Source organism: Streptomyces dangxiongensis, from assembly GCF_003675325.1.
GTDB lineage: Bacteria > Actinomycetota > Actinomycetes > Streptomycetales > Streptomycetaceae > Streptomyces > Streptomyces dangxiongensis.
In genome coordinates this window covers 2,129,354-2,145,955 of sequence record NZ_CP033073.1, presented here as the reverse complement: position 1 = coordinate 2,145,955, position 16,602 = coordinate 2,129,354, and the positions used below count along the sequence as shown (strand labels likewise).

At 65.6% G+C, this 16,602-nt stretch carries 10 protein-coding genes, 1 tRNA gene and 3 rRNA genes; 12 read left to right on the top strand and 2 right to left on the bottom strand.

Going from position 1 to position 16,602, the window contains the following annotated elements:
* The first annotated feature begins 224 nt into the window (after nucleotides 1-224).
* The 4 genes from D9753_RS09450 to D9753_RS09435 are packed head-to-tail and all read left to right on the top strand — an operon-like array spanning nucleotide 225 to nucleotide 5,082.
* The gene (locus D9753_RS09450) at nucleotides 225-2,444 is read left to right on the top strand and encodes a polyribonucleotide nucleotidyltransferase (RefSeq protein ID WP_121786600.1); all 2,220 of its coding nucleotides are present in this window, start codon (nucleotides 225-227) and stop codon (nucleotides 2,442-2,444) included.
* Nucleotides 2,441-3,820 (top strand): M16 family metallopeptidase, encoded by a 1,380-nt coding sequence (locus tag D9753_RS09445; RefSeq protein WP_121786599.1) that lies wholly within the window; start codon nucleotides 2,441-2,443, stop codon nucleotides 3,818-3,820. The genes D9753_RS09450 and D9753_RS09445 overlap by 4 nt, the downstream gene beginning before the upstream one ends.
* Nucleotides 3,821-3,866: 46 nt before the next feature.
* Entirely contained in the window at nucleotides 3,867-4,619 is a 753-nt protein-coding gene (gene dapB / locus D9753_RS09440; RefSeq protein WP_121786598.1) for a 4-hydroxy-tetrahydrodipicolinate reductase, read from the top strand.
* Between the two features lie 10 nt (nucleotides 4,620-4,629).
* Nucleotides 4,630-5,082 carry a tetratricopeptide repeat protein gene (locus D9753_RS09435; protein ID WP_121786597.1) on the top strand — a complete coding sequence of 151 codons (453 nt, stop codon included), beginning with the start codon at nucleotides 4,630-4,632 and terminating at the stop codon, nucleotides 5,080-5,082.
* A 168-nt stretch (nucleotides 5,083-5,250) separates the two neighbouring features.
* Here D9753_RS09435 and D9753_RS09430 read toward each other — a convergent pair whose 3' ends face one another.
* Nucleotides 5,251-5,808 (bottom strand): YdbT family protein, encoded by a 558-nt coding sequence (locus D9753_RS09430; protein ID WP_121786596.1) that lies wholly within the window; start codon nucleotides 5,806-5,808, stop codon nucleotides 5,251-5,253.
* Between the two features lie 90 nt (nucleotides 5,809-5,898).
* Entirely contained in the window at nucleotides 5,899-6,150 is a 252-nt protein-coding gene (locus D9753_RS09425; protein ID WP_121786595.1) for a hypothetical protein, read from the bottom strand.
* A gap of 193 nt (nucleotides 6,151-6,343) precedes the next feature.
* Between D9753_RS09425 and thyX the strand changes: the two genes are divergently transcribed.
* The 8 genes from thyX (at nucleotide 6,344) to D9753_RS09380 (ending at nucleotide 16,597) form a co-directional block, all read left to right on the top strand.
* A complete protein-coding gene (gene thyX, locus D9753_RS09420) occupies nucleotides 6,344-7,069 on the top strand; it encodes an FAD-dependent thymidylate synthase (protein ID WP_121786594.1) in 726 nt (241 codons plus the stop codon).
* 211 nt (nucleotides 7,070-7,280) lie between these two features.
* Nucleotides 7,281-8,180, top strand: a complete 900-nt coding sequence (dapA, locus tag D9753_RS09415; protein ID WP_121786593.1) for a 4-hydroxy-tetrahydrodipicolinate synthase — start codon at nucleotides 7,281-7,283, stop codon at nucleotides 8,178-8,180.
* A gap of 156 nt (nucleotides 8,181-8,336) precedes the next feature.
* Nucleotides 8,337-10,022, top strand: a complete 1,686-nt coding sequence (locus D9753_RS09410; RefSeq protein ID WP_121786592.1) for a ribonuclease J — start codon at nucleotides 8,337-8,339, stop codon at nucleotides 10,020-10,022.
* A gap of 488 nt (nucleotides 10,023-10,510) precedes the next feature.
* Nucleotides 10,511-12,035: ribosomal RNA gene (locus tag D9753_RS09400) — 16S ribosomal RNA — on the top strand.
* A 300-nt stretch (nucleotides 12,036-12,335) separates the two neighbouring features.
* Nucleotides 12,336-15,456 (top strand): 23S ribosomal RNA (locus tag D9753_RS09395).
* Between the two features lie 86 nt (nucleotides 15,457-15,542).
* A 5S ribosomal RNA gene (gene rrf / locus D9753_RS09390) occupies nucleotides 15,543-15,659 on the top strand.
* Together the 16S, 23S and 5S rRNA genes form the textbook arrangement of a ribosomal RNA operon.
* A gap of 100 nt (nucleotides 15,660-15,759) precedes the next feature.
* Nucleotides 15,760-16,437: a DegT/DnrJ/EryC1/StrS family aminotransferase gene (locus tag D9753_RS09385; protein ID WP_205614101.1), complete on the top strand. Its 678-nt coding sequence runs from the start codon at nucleotides 15,760-15,762 to the stop codon at nucleotides 16,435-16,437.
* 84 nt (nucleotides 16,438-16,521) lie between these two features.
* Nucleotides 16,522-16,597, top strand: a tRNA-Thr gene (locus D9753_RS09380).
* Nucleotides 16,598-16,602 lie beyond the last annotated feature (5 nt).

Genomic DNA, 16,602 nt, shown 5'->3' with positions numbered 1-16,602 from the left:
TTGTAGTGTGGTAGCACAACGAAGTAACGCAGTACGTACGACACAGAACGAGGAGAGGCGCACCGCGCCGCCGCCGGTCCTCGGTAGTGGCCCCCGGGGGAAGTGAGCCCCGGGTGCTTCGATCGAAGACCGGCCCGCACCAGACGGCGCGCTTCTCCGCCACCGTCCCCCTGCCACACGGGCAGCCGAGGGACGAAAGACGACAAGTAACGGAGACATCGCTGGTGGAGAACGAGACCCACTACGCCGAAGCCGTCATCGACAACGGCTCCTTCGGCACCCGCACCATCCGCTTCGAGACGGGCCGCCTGGCCAAGCAGGCCGCCGGCTCCGCCGTGGCGTACCTGGACGACGACACCATGGTGCTGTCGGCCACCACCGCCTCCAAGAACCCCAAGGACCAGCTCGACTTCTTCCCCCTGACGGTGGACGTCGAGGAGCGGATGTACGCCGCCGGCAAGATCCCCGGCAGCTTCTTCCGCCGTGAGGGCCGGCCCTCCGAGGACGCGATCCTCACCTGCCGCCTGATCGACCGCCCGCTGCGCCCGTCCTTCAAGAAGGGCCTGCGCAACGAGATCCAGGTCGTCGCCACGATCATGGCCCTCAACCCCGACCACCTGTACGACGTCGTGGCGATCAACGCCGCGTCCGCGTCCACGCAGCTGGCCGGCCTGCCCTTCTCCGGCCCGATCGGCGGCGTCCGCGTCGCGCTGATCCGCGGTCAGTGGGTCGCGTTCCCGACCCACACCGAGCTGGAGGACGCCGTCTTCGACATGGTCGTCGCCGGCCGCGTCCTGGAGGACGGCGACGTCGCGATCATGATGGTCGAGGCCGAGGCCACCGACAAGACCATCAAGCTGGTCGAGGGCGGCGCCGAGGCGCCGACCGAGGAGGTCGTCGCCTCCGGTCTGGACGCCGCGAAGCCCTTCATCAAGGTCCTCTGCCGCGCCCAGGCCGACCTCGCCGCGAAGGCCGCCAAGCCGACCGGCGAGTTCCCGGTCTTCCTGGACTACCAGGACGACGTCTTCGAGGCCCTGACCGCGGCCGTCCGCCCCGAGCTGGCCCAGGCGCTCACCATCGCCGGCAAGCAGGACCGCGAGGCCGAGCTGGACCGCGTCAAGGCGCTCGCCGCCGAGAAGCTCCTGCCGGAGTTCGAGGGCCGCGAGAAGGAGATCTCCGCCGCGTACCGCTCGCTCACCAAGCAGTTGGTCCGCGAGCGCGTGATCAAGGAGAAGAAGCGCATCGACGGCCGCGGTGTCACCGACATCCGCACGCTGGCCGCCGAGGTCGAGGCCATCCCGCGGGTGCACGGCTCCGCGCTGTTCGAGCGTGGCGAGACCCAGATCCTGGGCGTCACCACCCTCAACATGCTCCGCATGGAGCAGCAGCTGGACACCCTCTCCCCGGTGACCCGCAAGCGCTACATGCACAACTACAACTTCCCGCCGTACTCCGTCGGTGAGACCGGCCGCGTCGGCTCCCCGAAGCGCCGCGAGATCGGCCACGGCGCCCTCGCCGAGCGCGCGATCGTGCCGGTGCTGCCGACGCGCGAGGAGTTCCCCTACGCGATCCGTCAGGTGTCCGAGGCGCTCGGCTCCAACGGCTCGACGTCCATGGGCTCGGTCTGCGCCTCCACCATGTCGCTGCTGAACGCCGGTGTGCCCCTGAAGGCCCCGGTCGCCGGTATCGCCATGGGCCTGATCTCCCAGGAGATCAACGGCGAGACGCACTACGTCGCCCTCACCGACATCCTCGGTGCGGAGGACGCCTTCGGCGACATGGACTTCAAGGTCGCCGGCACCAAGGAGTTCGTGACCGCCCTCCAGCTCGACACCAAGCTGGACGGCATCCCGGCCTCCGTCCTGGCCGCGGCCCTCAAGCAGGCCCGCGACGCCCGTCTCCACATCCTCGACGTGATGATGGAGGCCATCGACCGGCCCGACGAGATGTCCCCGAACGCCCCGCGGATCATCACCGTCAAGATCCCGGTCGACAAGATCGGTGAGGTCATCGGCCCCAAGGGCAAGATGATCAACCAGATCCAGGAGGACACCGGCGCCGAGATCACGATCGAGGACGACGGCACCATCTACATCGGTGCCCAGGTCGGCTCGCAGGCCGAGGCCGCTCGCGCCACGATCAACGGCATCGCCAACCCGACCATGCCGGAGGTCGGCGAGCGCTACCTGGGTACGGTCGTCAAGACCACGACCTTCGGCGCGTTCGTGTCGCTGCTCCCGGGCAAGGACGGTCTGCTGCACATCTCGCAGATCCGCAAGCTCGCCGGCGGCAAGCGCGTGGAGAACGTCGAGGACGTCCTCGGCGTGGGCCACAAGGTCCAGGTCGAGATCGCCGAGATCGACTCCCGCGGCAAGCTCTCCCTGATCCCCGTGATCGAGGGCGAGGAAGGCGACGAGACCGCGAAGGACGACGCCGACCAGTGACGTCCCGTAGCTCCAAGGCGACGGCCCGCACCTCTTCGGAGGCGCGGGCCGTCGCCCGTACCCAAACGCTCGTCAAGGGCACGGGCGGCATCGGCACGGTCCGCAGGACGACCCTCCCGGGCGGCCTGCGCATCGTCACCGAGACCCTGCCCTCGGTCCGCTCCGCCACCTTCGGCATCTGGGCGCACGTCGGCTCCCGTGACGAGACCCCGGCCCTGAACGGCGCCACGCACTACCTGGAGCACCTGCTCTTCAAGGGCACCTCCCGGCGCAGCGCGCTCGACATCTCCTCCGCCGTCGACGCGGTCGGCGGCGAGATGAACGCGTTCACGGCGAAGGAGTACACGTGCTACTACGCGCGCGTGCTCGACACCGATCTGCCCCTCGCCATCGACGTCGTCTGCGACATGCTGACCGGCTCCCTGATCCGTGAGGAGGACGTCGACGTCGAGCGCGGCGCGATCCTCGAAGAGATCGCGATGACCGAGGACGACCCGGGCGACTGCGTGCACGACCTGTTCGCGCAGACCATGTTCGGCAACAACGCCCTCGGCCGCCCGGTCCTCGGCACCGTCGACACGGTCAACGCCCTCACCGCCGACCGCATCCGCCGCTTCTACCGGAAGCACTACGACCCCACCCACCTCGTGGTCGCCTGCGCCGGCAACATCGACCACAACAAGGTCGTACGACAGGTCCGCGCGGCCTTCGAGAAGGCGGGCGCCCTCGGGAACACGGACGCGCGGCCCATCGCCCCCCGCGACGGCCGCCGCGCGATCCGCACCCACGGCAAGGTCGACCTGCTCGCCCGCAGGACCGAGCAGGCGCACGTCGTCCTCGGCATGCCGGGCCTGGCCCGCACCGACGACCGCCGCTGGGCCATGGGCGTGCTGAACACCGCCCTCGGCGGCGGCATGTCGTCCCGGCTGTTCCAGGAGGTCCGGGAGAAACGCGGCCTCGCCTACAGCGTCTACTCCTACACCTCCGGCTTCGCCGACTGCGGCCTGTTCGGCGTGTACGCCGGCTGCCGGCCCTCGCAGGTCCACGACGTGCTGCGGATCTGCCGGGACGAACTCGACCACGTCGCGGACAACGGCCTCTCCGACGACGAGATCGCCCGCGCCGTCGGTCAGTTGCGGGGCTCCACCGTCCTGGGCCTGGAGGACACCGGCGCGCTGATGAACCGCATCGGCAAGAGCGAGCTGTGCTGGGGCGAGCAGATGTCCGTCGACGACATGCTGGCCAGCATCGCCGCGGTCACCCCGGACGAGGTCCGCTCGGTCGCCCGCGACATCCTGGGGCAGCGCCCTTCGCTGTCGGTCATCGGCCCGCTGAAGGACAAGCAGGCCGCACGCCTGCACGATGCTGTCGCCTGACCCGTCCTCGGAATCGATAACTCGGTAAGTCGGTAAGGAAGCGAAGATGAGCAAGCTGCGCGTGGCGGTCCTCGGTGCCCGGGGCCGGATCGGGTCCGAGGCGGTCAGAGCGGTCGAGGCCGCCGAGGACATGGAACTGGTCGCCGCCCTCGGCCGGGGCGACGAGCTCCGGACGCTGACGGAGACCGGCGCCCAGGTCGCCGTCGAGCTGACCACCCCCGCTTCGGTCATGGACAACCTCGACTTCTGCGTGAGCCACGGCATCCACGCGGTCGTCGGTACGACCGGCTGGACCGAGGAGCGCCTCACCCGGCTCCGGGACCAGCTCGCCCGCTCCCCGCGGACCGGCGTGCTCATCGCGCCGAACTTCTCCATCGGCGCAGTCCTGACCATGAAGTTCGCGCAGATCGCCGCGCCGTACTTCGAGTCCGTCGAGGTGGTCGAGCTGCACCACCCGAACAAGGTCGACGCCCCGAGCGGTACGGCCACCCGCACGGCCCAGCTCATCGCCGAGGCCCGCCGCGCGGCCGGCACGGCCCCGGCACCGGACGCCACCGTCACGGCTCTCGACGGCGCCCGGGGCGCGGACGTCGACGGGATCCCGGTGCACGCCGTCCGGCTCCGCGGTCTTCTGGCCCACCAGGAGGTGCTGCTGGGCGCCGAGGGCGAGACCCTGACCGTCCGGCACGACTCCCTGCACCACAGCAGCTTCATGCCGGGCATCCTGCTCGCCGCGCGCCGCGTGGTGACCACTCCGGGCCTGACGTACGGCCTGGAACACTTCCTGGACCTGAGCTGAGCCACTCGTCATGCGCGCGAAGATCACCTACCTCGTCACGGCCGCCGTCCTGGTCTTCTACTTCCTCCTGGTCGGCAGCCGCGGCGTCATGCTCATCCAGTCCGGCACGCTCCTGACCGTCACGTTCGGCGTGGCGGTGCTGATCCTGCCGGTCATCGGCCTGTGGTTCCTGTGGAAGAACACCCAGTTCGTCCGCCGGGCCAACCGGCTCGCCGCCGAGCTGGACGCCGAGGGCGGCCTGCCCGTCGACGAGCTGAAGCGCATGCCCAGCGGCCGGATCGACCGCGACTCGGCCGACGAGGTCTTCGCCCGGCGCAAGGCAGAGACGGAGGAGTCGCCCGACGACTGGCGCTGCTGGTTCCGCCTCGCCGTCGCCTACCACGACGCCCACGACACCCCACGGGCCAGGAAGGCGATGCAGCGCGCCATCGCCCTGCACGACGGCGAACCCGTCCGAACCTGAGCGATCTCACCGAACACCGGCCCGCGTCCGCTCCCCGAAGAGAGGGCCGAGCCGGCCCCAGAACGGCGGACGGCCCGCCGCGACCCGGGGCCGGAACCGGATGCCGTACCTACGCCGAAGGGCCGGTCCGCGTCGCCGCGGCCCGGCCCTTCGGCGTAGCTGCCCGGATCAGCCGCGCCGGTTCTCCGCGGCCCAGGCCTCCACCGTGTCCGCCGCCCGGTCGAACGCCGCCGGACGCCCCAGGAAGTCCAGGCCGTGCGTGGTGAGCAGGGGCGCCGCGTCGTCGTCGGGCCGCCGGTCCTCTCGTACGAGCACCAGTGCCTGTCCCTGCACCGTGCGCGGCAGCCCCAGCCAGCGCACCGGCTGCTGGACCGTCCGCACGGAGGCCACGCGCGCCCACGGCACGGTCCGCGTCAGCAGGGGACCGACCCGGCGCAGTCCGCGCCCGCTCACCCACACCCCCATGCGCAGCAGCCGCAGCGCGCCGGCGACGATCGCCAGACCCCCGGCGAGGACCGCGCCGGCGGAGGACAGCCGGCCGGCCGGCGCGATCAGGACGGCCGCGGACAGGACGAACGAGGCCAGCAGCAGTCCCAGCGCGGCCACGCCCACCCGCCAGGGACCCGGCCGGTACGGGCGTCGCCAGCGGTCCGGGTCGTCGTACGGCAGTGCGCTCTCGGACGCCGTCTCGAAGGTGCGGTCGGCCGTCAGGAAGGGCAGGGGCACGGCTGGTCCTCACTCGGTCCTCGCGTGGACTGTGCCCGGTGAGGCTATCCGGCCGTGTCACCGCTCACCAGCCGTGAGCGTCCGGAAGAGTCAGCGGCCCCCGGTGGGCTGCCCGTGGGACGCCTGGGACTGCTGGGCCGGTGCACCGGACGGCGTGGACAGCGCCGGCATCCCGACGACCAGGGCGCCGACCAGTCCGGCGACGATGGTCAGCCCCAGCAGCCAGTGCCCGGCCATCTCGCCGAAGGGCACCCGCCGACGGGGCGGGGGAGTGATATTGCTGCGGAACCTGTCCGCCTCGGCCAGGAAGGCGAAGGGTACGGGCTCGCGCCGACGGAACATCGCGGTTGCCTCTCCTCTCGGGTGTGGGTCGAACGTGCGGTTCTCATCGATACAGACGATCGAGTGACGCAAAAGGTGCCCATGCCGGAAAAAGTCACCGGTGTGCTATCGGGGCGAGGTGCCGCTCCGGCCCGGACGGGTGCCCCGTAAGGTGGGCGCGAACCACAGCAGTGAGGGAAGGACCCCAACCCCCGTGACCACCGAGTCGCTCACGTTCCGCAGTGACGTCACCGTCGAGCTGGTGAAGTCCAGCGCTTCGGACGCCGATGTCCTCTTCGCCGCCCGCGTCTCGACGGCCGGCGAGCAGTCCCTGGACGAGCTGAAGAAGGACCCCGAGCGCTCCAAGGGTCTGATCAACTACCTGCTGCGCGACCGGCACGGCAGCCCGTTCGAGCACAACTCGATGACGTTCTTCGTCAGCGCCCCGATCTTCGTGTTCCGCGAGTTCATGCGGCACCGGGTCGGCTGGTCGTACAACGAGGAGTCCGGCCGCTACCGGGAGCTGGAGCCCGTCTTCTACGTCCCCGACACCTCCCGCAAGCTCGTCCAGCAGGGCCGCCCGGGCAAGTACGTCTTCGTCGAGGGCACCCCGGGCCAGCACGAGAGCGTGAGCAGCACCCTCCGGGAGTCGTACGAGCAGGCGTACGCGGCCTACCAGAAGCTCCTCGCCGAGGGCGTCGCCCGCGAGGTGGCCCGCTCGGCCCTGCCCGTCGGCCTCTACTCCTCCATGTACGCCACCTGCAACGCCCGCTCGCTGATGCACTTCCTCGGTCTGCGCACCCAGCACGAGCTGGCCAAGGTGCCGTCCTTCCCGCAGCGGGAGATCGAGATGGTGGGCGAGAAGCTGGAGGCGGAGTGGGCCAAGCTCATGCCGCTCACGCACGCGGCCTTCAACGCGAACGGGCGGGTGGCCCCGTGACGAAGCCTTGTTCGCCCACTCGGAACGGATGTACGGATCAGCCTCGCGAGGTGTCCGTATTGCGGCATTTGTAGAAGTTCATCTAGCCTGATCAAACGGACCCGGCACTGCTTGAACCCCCGAGCAGGCAGTGCCGGGCTCCCTTTTTGTCCTGACTTTCCCGAGACCCCACGGGCACACCCCCCACTGAGCACCGAGTAGCGTGTTACCCATGGCTCCGACCTCGACTCCGCAGACCCCCTTCGGGCGGGTCCTCACCGCCATGGTCACGCCCTTCACGGCGGACGGCGCACTCGACCTCGACGGCGCGCAGCGGCTCGCCGCCCACCTGGTGGACGCAGGCAACGACGGCCTGATCATCAACGGCACCACCGGCGAGTCCCCGACGACCAGCGACGCGGAGAAATCGGAACTGGTACGAGCCGTGGTGGAGGCGGTCGGCGACCGCGCCCACGTCCTGGCCGGTGTCGGCACCAACGACACCCACCACAGCGTCGAGCTGGCGCGCCAGGCCGAGCGCGACGGCGCACACGGCCTGCTGGTCGTCACGCCGTACTACAACAAGCCCCCTCAGGAGGGCCTGTACCGGCACTTCACCACCGTCGCCGACGCGACCGGCCTGCCGGTCATGCTCTACGACATCCCCGGCCGCAGCGGCGTCCCGATCAGCACGGAGACGCTCGTCCGGCTCGCCGAGCACCCCCGGATCGTCGCCAACAAGGACGCCAAGGGCGACCTCGGCCGCGCCGGCTGGGCCATCGCCCGGTCGCGCCTCGCCTGGTACTCCGGCGACGACATGCTCAACCTCCCGCTGCTCTCCGTGGGCGCGGTCGGCTTCGTCTCGGTCGTCGGCCACCTCGTCACCCCCGACCTGCGCGCACTCGTGGACGCCTACGCCTCCGGTGACGTCGTCAAGGCCACCGAGATCCACCAGAAGCTGCTCCCCGTGTACACGGGCATGTTCCGCACCCAGGGCGTCATGACCACCAAGGCCGCACTCGCCCTCCAGGGCCTGCCCGCCGGGCCGCTGCGCCTGCCCATGGTCGAGTGCTCGCCCGAGGAGATTGCCCAGCTCAAGATCGATCTTGCTGCCGGCGGGGTACAGCTCTGACAACAGACTTGGCATCACACGGGCTTCACAACTGAAGAACAACAGAAGGACGTGGGCCACCGGTGCCCGCGTCGCACAACGACAACTGCTTCCGCACGAACGTCATGCGCGCCACGTGCCGTACCGGTACGTGGCGCGCGTGGTGAGGAGAGTCTTTTGAGTCATCCGCATCCTGAACTCGGCTCGCCCCCGCCGTTGCCCCAGGGGGGCCTGCGGGTCACCCCGCTCGGCGGCCTCGGCGAGATCGGCCGGAACATGACGGTCTTCGAGTACGGCGGCCGTCTGCTGATCGTCGACTGCGGAGTGCTCTTCCCCGAGGAGGAGCAGCCCGGAATCGATCTGATCCTGCCGGACTTCTCGTCCATCCGGGACCGTCTCGACGACATCGAGGGCATCGTCCTCACGCACGGCCACGAGGACCACATCGGCGGCGTGCCCTTCCTGCTCCGCGAGAAGCCGGACATCCCGCTGATCGGCTCCAAGCTGACCCTCGCCCTGATCGAGGCCAAGCTCCAGGAGCACCGGATCCGCCCGTACACCCTGGAGGTGGCGGAGGGAAACCGCGAGCGCATCGGCCCCTTCGACTGCGAGTTCGTCGCCGTCAACCACTCCATCCCGGACGCCCTCGCGGTCGCCATCCGCACCCCCGCCGGCATGGTCGTCCACACCGGCGACTTCAAGATGGACCAGCTCCCGCTGGACAACCGGCTCACCGACCTCCACGCGTTCGCGCGGCTCAGCGAGGAGGGCATCGACCTGCTCCTCGCCGACTCGACGAACGCCGAGGTCCCGGGCTTCGTCCCGCCCGAGCGGGACATCTCCAACGTCCTGCGCACGGTCTTCGCCAACGCCGGCAAGCGGATCATCGTGGCGAGCTTCGCCAGCCACGTCCACCGCATCCAGCAGATCCTGGACGCGGCCCACGAGTACGGCCGCCGGGTCGCCTTCGTCGGCCGGTCCATGGTCCGCAACATGGGCATCGCCCGCGACCTCGGCTACCTGAAGGTCCCGCCGGGCCTGGTGGTCGACGTCAAGACGCTGGACGACCTGCCCGACCACCAGGTGGTCCTGGTCTGCACGGGCTCCCAGGGCGAGCCGATGGCGGCACTGTCCCGCATGGCCAACCGCGACCACCAGATCCGCATCGTCGACGGCGACACGGTGATTCTGGCGTCCTCGCTGATCCCCGGGAACGAGAACGCGGTCTACCGCGTGATCAACGGCCTGACCCGCTGGGGCGCCCACGTCGTCCACAAGGGCAACGCCAAGGTGCACGTCTCCGGCCACGCGTCCGCGGGCGAGCTGCTGTACTTCTACAACATCTGTCGCCCGAAGAACCTGATGCCGGTGCACGGCGAGTGGCGCCACCTGCGGGCCAACGCCGAGCTGGGCGCGCTGACCGGCGTGCCCCACGACCGCATCGTCATCGCCGAGGACGGCGTGGTGGTCGACCTCGTCGGGGGCAAGGCCAGGATCTCCGGCAAGGTCCAGGCGGGCTACGTCTACGTCGACGGCCTCTCGGTCGGTGACGTCGGGGAGCCGGCCCTGAAGGATCGCAAGATCCTCGGTGACGAGGGCATCATCTCGGTCTTCGTGGTCATCGACTCCTCGACCGGCAAGATCACCGGTGGCCCGCACGTGCAGGCCCGTGGTTCCGGCATCGACGACTCGGCCTTCGTCGAGGTCCTGCCGAAGGTCACGGAGGTGCTGGAGCGGTCCGCCCAGGACGGCGTCGTGGAGCCCCACCAGCTCCAGCAGCTCATCCGCCGGACCCTCGGCAAGTGGGTCTCGGACAGGTATCGCCGCAGGCCGATGATCCTCCCGGTGGTCGTGGAGGTCTGACCCTCGTCGGTGTACGTCCGGAGCGGGGCGCCTCGATTTGCATCGAGGCGCCCCGCTCCAGTACGTTTACGGCTCCGCCCAACCGGGAAGCCCGGCACTTCTGTGCCGGACACGCTCCCCGGAGCGGGTGGGAAAACCGGCTCAGAACTTCTGATAAAGTCGGAACCGCCGGAAAGGGAAACGCGCAAGCGGGAACCTGGAAAGCACCGAGGAAATCGGGTCGAGAAAAGATCTGATAGAGTCGGAAACGCAAGACCGAAGGGAAGCGCCCGGAGGAAAGCCCGAGAGGGTGAGTACAAAGGAAGCGACCGTTCCTTGAGAACTCAACAGCGTGCCAAAAGTCAACGCCAGATATGTTGATACCCCGTTCCTCTCGGTTACGAGGGGGCGAGGTTCCTTTGAAATAACACAGCGAGGACGCTGTGTGCGAGAGGATCATTCCTCCTCTCGCACCGCTCTCGTGGTGTCATCCCGATTACGGGAAAACATTCACGGAGAGTTTGATCCTGGCTCAGGACGAACGCTGGCGGCGTGCTTAACACATGCAAGTCGAACGATGAACCACTTCGGTGGGGATTAGTGGCGAACGGGTGAGTAACACGTGGGCAATCTGCCCTTCACTCTGGGACAAGCCCTGGAAACGGGGTCTAATACCGGATATGACCATCTTGGGCATCCTTGATGGTGTAAAGCTCCGGCGTGAAGGATGAGCCCGCGGCCTATCAGCTTGTTGGTGAGGTAATGGCTCACCAAGGCGACGACGGGTAGCCGGCCTGAGAGGGCGACCGGCCACACTGGGACTGAGACACGGCCCAGACTCCTACGGGAGGCAGCAGTGGGGAATATTGCACAATGGGCGAAAGCCTGATGCAGCGACGCCGCGTGAGGGATGACGGCCTTCGGGTTGTAAACCTCTTTCAGCAGGGAAGAAGCGAAAGTGACGGTACCTGCAGAAGAAGCGCCGGCTAACTACGTGCCAGCAGCCGCGGTAATACGTAGGGCGCAAGCGTTGTCCGGAATTATTGGGCGTAAAGAGCTCGTAGGCGGCTTGTCACGTCGGGTGTGAAAGCCCGGGGCTTAACCCCGGGTCTGCATTCGATACGGGCTAGCTAGAGTGTGGTAGGGGAGATCGGAATTCCTGGTGTAGCGGTGAAATGCGCAGATATCAGGAGGAACACCGGTGGCGAAGGCGGATCTCTGGGCCATTACTGACGCTGAGGAGCGAAAGCGTGGGGAGCGAACAGGATTAGATACCCTGGTAGTCCACGCCGTAAACGGTGGGAACTAGGTGTTGGCGACATTCCACGTCGTCGGTGCCGCAGCTAACGCATTAAGTTCCCCGCCTGGGGAGTACGGCCGCAAGGCTAAAACTCAAAGGAATTGACGGGGGCCCGCACAAGCAGCGGAGCATGTGGCTTAATTCGACGCAACGCGAAGAACCTTACCAAGGCTTGACATACACCGGAAAGCATTAGAGATAGTGCCCCCCTTGTGGTCGGTGTACAGGTGGTGCATGGCTGTCGTCAGCTCGTGTCGTGAGATGTTGGGTTAAGTCCCGCAACGAGCGCAACCCTTGTCCTGTGTTGCCAGCATGCCCTTCGGGGTGATGGGGACTCACAGGAGACCGCCGGGGTCAACTCGGAGGAAGGTGGGGACGACGTCAAGTCATCATGCCCCTTATGTCTTGGGCTGCACACGTGCTACAATGGCCGGTACAATGAGCTGCGATACCGTGAGGTGGAGCGAATCTCAAAAAGCCGGTCTCAGTTCGGATTGGGGTCTGCAACTCGACCCCATGAAGTCGGAGTTGCTAGTAATCGCAGATCAGCATTGCTGCGGTGAATACGTTCCCGGGCCTTGTACACACCGCCCGTCACGTCACGAAAGTTGGTAACACCCGAAGCCGGTGGCCCAACCCCTTGTGGGAGGGAGCTGTCGAAGGTGGGACTAGCGATTGGGACGAAGTCGTAACAAGGTAGCCGTACCGGAAGGTGCGGCTGGATCACCTCCTTTCTAAGGAGCACTTCTCACCAGCTTCGGTTGGTCAGAGGCCAGTACATCGGCGAATGTCTGATGCTGGTTGCTCATGGGTGGAACGTTGACTATTCGGCACACTCGGCCTGCTTCAGGTCACTAGTACTGCTTCGGCGTGGAACGTGAGTTGGGTGGGGTGAGGGTGTCGGGCACGCTGTTGGGTGTCTGAGGGAATGGATTTTTCCTCAGTCGCCGGCCCCAGTGCACTCGGACTTCTGGTTCGGGGTGATGGGTGGCTGGTCGTTGTTTGAGAACTGCACAGTGAACGCGAGCATCTGTGGCCAAGTTTTTAAGGGCGCACGGTGGATGCCTTGGCACCAGGAACCGATGAAGGACGTGGGAGGCCACGATAGTCCCCGGGGAGTCGTCAACCAGGCTTTGATCCGGGGGTTTCCGAATGGGGAAACCCGGCAGTCGTCATGGGCTGTCACCCTTGCCTGAACACATAGGGCAAGTGGAGGGAACGCGGGGAAGTGAAACATCTCAGTACCCGCAGGAAGAGAAAACAACCGTGATTCCGGGAGTAGTGGCGAGCGAAACCGGATGAGGCCAAACCGTATGCGTGTGAGACCCGGCAGGGGTTGCGTATACGGGGTTGCGGGATCTTTCTTTTACGGTCTGCCGGCCGTGAGACGAGTCAGAAACCGTTGATGTAGGCGAAGGGCATGCGAAAGGCCCGGCGTAGAGGGTAAGACCCCCGTAGTCGAAACGTCAACGGCTCGTTTGAAAGACACCCAAGTAGCACGGGGCCCGAGAAATCCCGTGTGAATCTGGCGGGACCACCCGCTAAGCCTAAATATTCCCTGGTGACCGATAGCGGATAGTACCGTGAGGGAATGGTGAAAAGTACCGCGGGAGCGGAGTGAAATAGTACCTGAAACCGTGTGCCTACAAGCCGTGGGAGCGTCGGAACGAGGCTTGCCTTGTTCTCGTGACTGCGTGCCTTTTGAAGAATGAGCCTGCGAGTTTGCGGTGTGTTGCGAGGTTAACCCGAGTGGGGAAGCCGTAGCGAAAGCGAGTCCGAATAGGGCGTTTCAGTAGCACGCTCAAGACCCGAAGCGGAGTGATCTAGCCATGGGCAGGTTGAAGCGGAGGTAAGACTTCGTGGAGGACCGAACCCACCAGGGTTGAAAACCTGGGGGATGACCTGTGGTTAGGGGTGAAAGGCCAATCAAACTCCGTGATAGCTGGTTCTCCCCGAAATGCATTTAGGTGCAGCGTCGTGTGTTTCTTGCCGGAGGTAGAGCACTGGATAGGCGATGGGCCCTACCGGGTTACTGACCTTAGCCAAACTCCGAATGCCGGTAAGTGAGAGCGCGGCAGTGAGACTGTGGGGGATAAGCTCCATGGTCGAGAGGGAAACAGCCCAGAGCATCGACTAAGGCCCCCAAGCGTACGCTAAGTGGGAAAGGATGTGGAGTCGCACAGACAACCAGGAGGTTGGCTTAGAAGCAGCCACCCTTGAAAGAGTGCGTAATAGCTCACTGGTCTAGTGATTCCGCGCCGACAATGTAGCGGGGCTCAAGCGTACCGCCGAAGTCGTGTCATTCATACAATAGGGCCAACGCCTGTATGGATGGGTAGGGGAGCGTCGTGTGCCGGGTGAAGCAGCCGCGGAAGCGAGTTGTGGACGGTTCACGAGTGAGAATGCAGGCATGAGTAGCGATACAAACGTGAGAAACGTTTGCGCCGATTGACTAAGGGTTCCTGGGTCAAGCTGATCTGCCCAGGGTAAGTCGGGACCTAAGGCGAGGCCGACAGGCGTAGTCGATGGATAACCGGTTGATATTCCGGTACCCGCTGTGAAGCGTCAAACATCGAGCATCGTGATGCTAAGGCCGTGAAGCCGTTCCGGACCCTTCGGGGAAAGGAAAGTGGTGGAGCCGCCGGACCAAGCGGTTAGTAGGTGAGTGATGGGGTGACGCAGGAAGGTAGTCCCATCCCGGGCGGTGGTTGTCCCGGGGTAAGGGTGTAGCCCGAGTGGTAGGTAAATCCGTCACTCATGCAGGGTGAGACCTGATGCCGAGCCGATTGTGGTGAAGTGGATGATCCTATGCTGTCGAGAAAAGCCTCTAGCGAGTTTCATGGCGGCCCGTACCCTAAACCGACTCAGGTGGTCAGGTAGAGAATACCGAGGCGTTCGGGTGAACTATGGTTAAGGAACTCGGCAAAATGCCCCCGTAACTTCGGGAGAAGGGGGGCCATGTCCGGTGATGAGCTTTACGCTCTGAGCTGGGGGTGGCCGCAGAGACCAGCGAGAAGCGACTGTTTACTAAAAACACAGGTCCGTGCGAAGCCGTAAGGCGATGTATACGGACTGACGCCTGCCCGGTGCTGGAACGTTAAGGGGACCGGTTAGCTCACTTTCGGGTGGGCGAAGCTGAGAACTTAAGCGCCAGTAAACGGCGGTGGTAACTATAACCATCCTAAGGTAGCGAAATTCCTTGTCGGGTAAGTTCCGACCTGCACGAATGGCGTAACGACTTCTCGACTGTCTCAACCATAGGCCCGGTGAAATTGCACTACGAGTAAAGATGCTCGTTTCGCGCAGCAGGACGGAAAGACCCCGGGACCTTTACTACAGTTTGATATTGGTGTTCGGTTCGGCTTGTGTAGGATAGCTGGGAGACTTTGAAGCAGCCACGCCAGTGGTTGTGGAGTCGTCGTTGAAATACCAGTCTGGTCGTGCTGGATGTCTAACCTGGGTCCGTGATCCGGATCAGGGACAGTGTCTGATGGGTAGTTTAACTGGGGCGGTTGCCTCCTAAAGAGTAACGGAGGCGCCCAAAGGTTCCCTCAGCCTGGTTGGCAATCAGGTGTTGAGTGTAAGTGCACAAGGGAGCTTGACTGTGAGACCGACGGGTCGAGCAGGGACGAAAGTCGGGACTAGTGATCCGGCGGTGGCTTGTGGAAGCGCCGTCGCTCAACGGATAAAAGGTACCCGGGGATAACAGGCTGATCTTCCCCAAGAGTCCATATCGACGGGATGGTTTGGCACCTCGATGTCGGCTCGTCGCATCCTGGGGCTGGAGTCGGTCCCAAGGGTTGGGCTGTTCGCCCATTAAAGCGGTACGCGAGCTGGGTTTAGAACGTCGTGAGACAGTTCGGTCCCTATCCGCTGTGCGCGCAGGAGTCTTGAGAAGGGCTGTCCCTAGTACGAGAGGACCGGGACGGACGAACCTCTGGTGTGCCAGTTGTCCTGCCAAGGGCATGGCTGGTTGGCTACGTTCGGGAGGGATAACCGCTGAAAGCATCTAAGCGGGAAGCCTGCTTCGAGATGAGGACTCCCACCCACTTGATGGGGTAAGGCTCCCAGTAGACGACTGGGTTGATAGGCCGGATCTGGAAGCACGGTAACGTGTGGAGGTGACCGGTACTAATAGGCCGAGGGCTTGTCCATTGATGCTCGCGTTCACTGTGTTGGTTCTGAAACCACGACCACGTCACCCGGGTTACGGGTGTTTCGGTTGAAGTGTTTCATAGTGTTTCGGTGGTCATAGCGTGAGGGAAACGCCCGGTTACATATCGAACCCGGAAGCTAAGCCTTACAGCGCCGATGGTACTGCAGGGGGGACCCTGTGGGAGAGTAGGACGCCGCCGAACAATCTTTCAGAAAGGTCGGATCCTGAACTTCGGTTCAGGGTCCGGCCTTTTTTTGTTGTGCTTAACGTGTCGTTCACGTTGCCCGCCCAGCATCCAGCACATGGGAACTGCTGCACTGCTCAGGGCCGCCGGCGTCGGAGCCGGTGACGAGGTCGTGGTGTCGGCCTTCGGGAACGCCGAGGTGGCTGAGGCCGTGATCCTGTCCGGCGCGCTCCCGGTGTTCGCCGACATAGACCCGGTGACCTACTGCGTCGCCCCGGATGCCGTCGACGCGGCCATAACCCCCCGGACCGCGGCCGTCGTTGCCGTCCACCGCTTCGGACGGCGTGCCGACCTGAGGCGGTTGCACGCTCTCGGTCAGCGGCACGGGCTGCTCGTGCTCGAACACGCGGAGTCCGAGGCGCCGTACGACGAGACGGCGCGGCGCAGGGAGCGGGCCGGCTATCTCGACGCCAGGCTGAAGGGCGTACGGACACCGGACGGCGGGGACGGGCACACCTACCAGCAGTACGTCGTACGCGTGCCGGGCAACGGGCGGCCGGACCGGGACGCCTTCGCACGCGCCCTGCGGGGCAAGGGAGTCGACTGCCGGGTACCGGTGAAGACGCCCGTGCACCGGCTGCCGGAGTTCCGCCGGTACGTGTCGCTGCCCGCGACCGAGCTGGCCGCCGACGAGACGCTCGCGCTGCCGGTGGACGGCTCGCTGACGAAGCGCGAGATGCAGCGGATCGTCTCCGCCTGCAACGCCCTCGGCGGACTGCTCCAGCCCGCCTTCTGAACAGGCACCGAACGCATTTGGGAACTCGGGCCTCTCCGGGGTACAGTTTCTTCGTCGCCGCGAGGGAAACCTCGAAAGCGACCGGCCCCTATAGCTCAGTCGGTAGAGCGTCTCCATGGTAAGGAGAAGGTCAACGGTTCGATTCCGTTTGGGGGCTCCACTGAA

Coding starts and splice junctions, on each gene's coding strand:
- D9753_RS09385 (WP_205614101.1), top strand. CDS start 15,760: ATGGGAACTGCTGCACTGCTCAGGGCCGCCGGCGTCGGAGCCGGTGAC.
- dapA (WP_121786593.1), top strand. CDS start 7,281: ATGGCTCCGACCTCGACTCCGCAGACCCCCTTCGGGCGGGTCCTCACC.
- dapB (WP_121786598.1), top strand. CDS start 3,867: ATGAGCAAGCTGCGCGTGGCGGTCCTCGGTGCCCGGGGCCGGATCGGG.
- D9753_RS09425 (WP_121786595.1), bottom strand. CDS start 6,150: ATGTTCCGTCGGCGCGAGCCCGTACCCTTCGCCTTCCTGGCCGAGGCG.
- D9753_RS09435 (WP_121786597.1), top strand. CDS start 4,630: ATGCGCGCGAAGATCACCTACCTCGTCACGGCCGCCGTCCTGGTCTTC.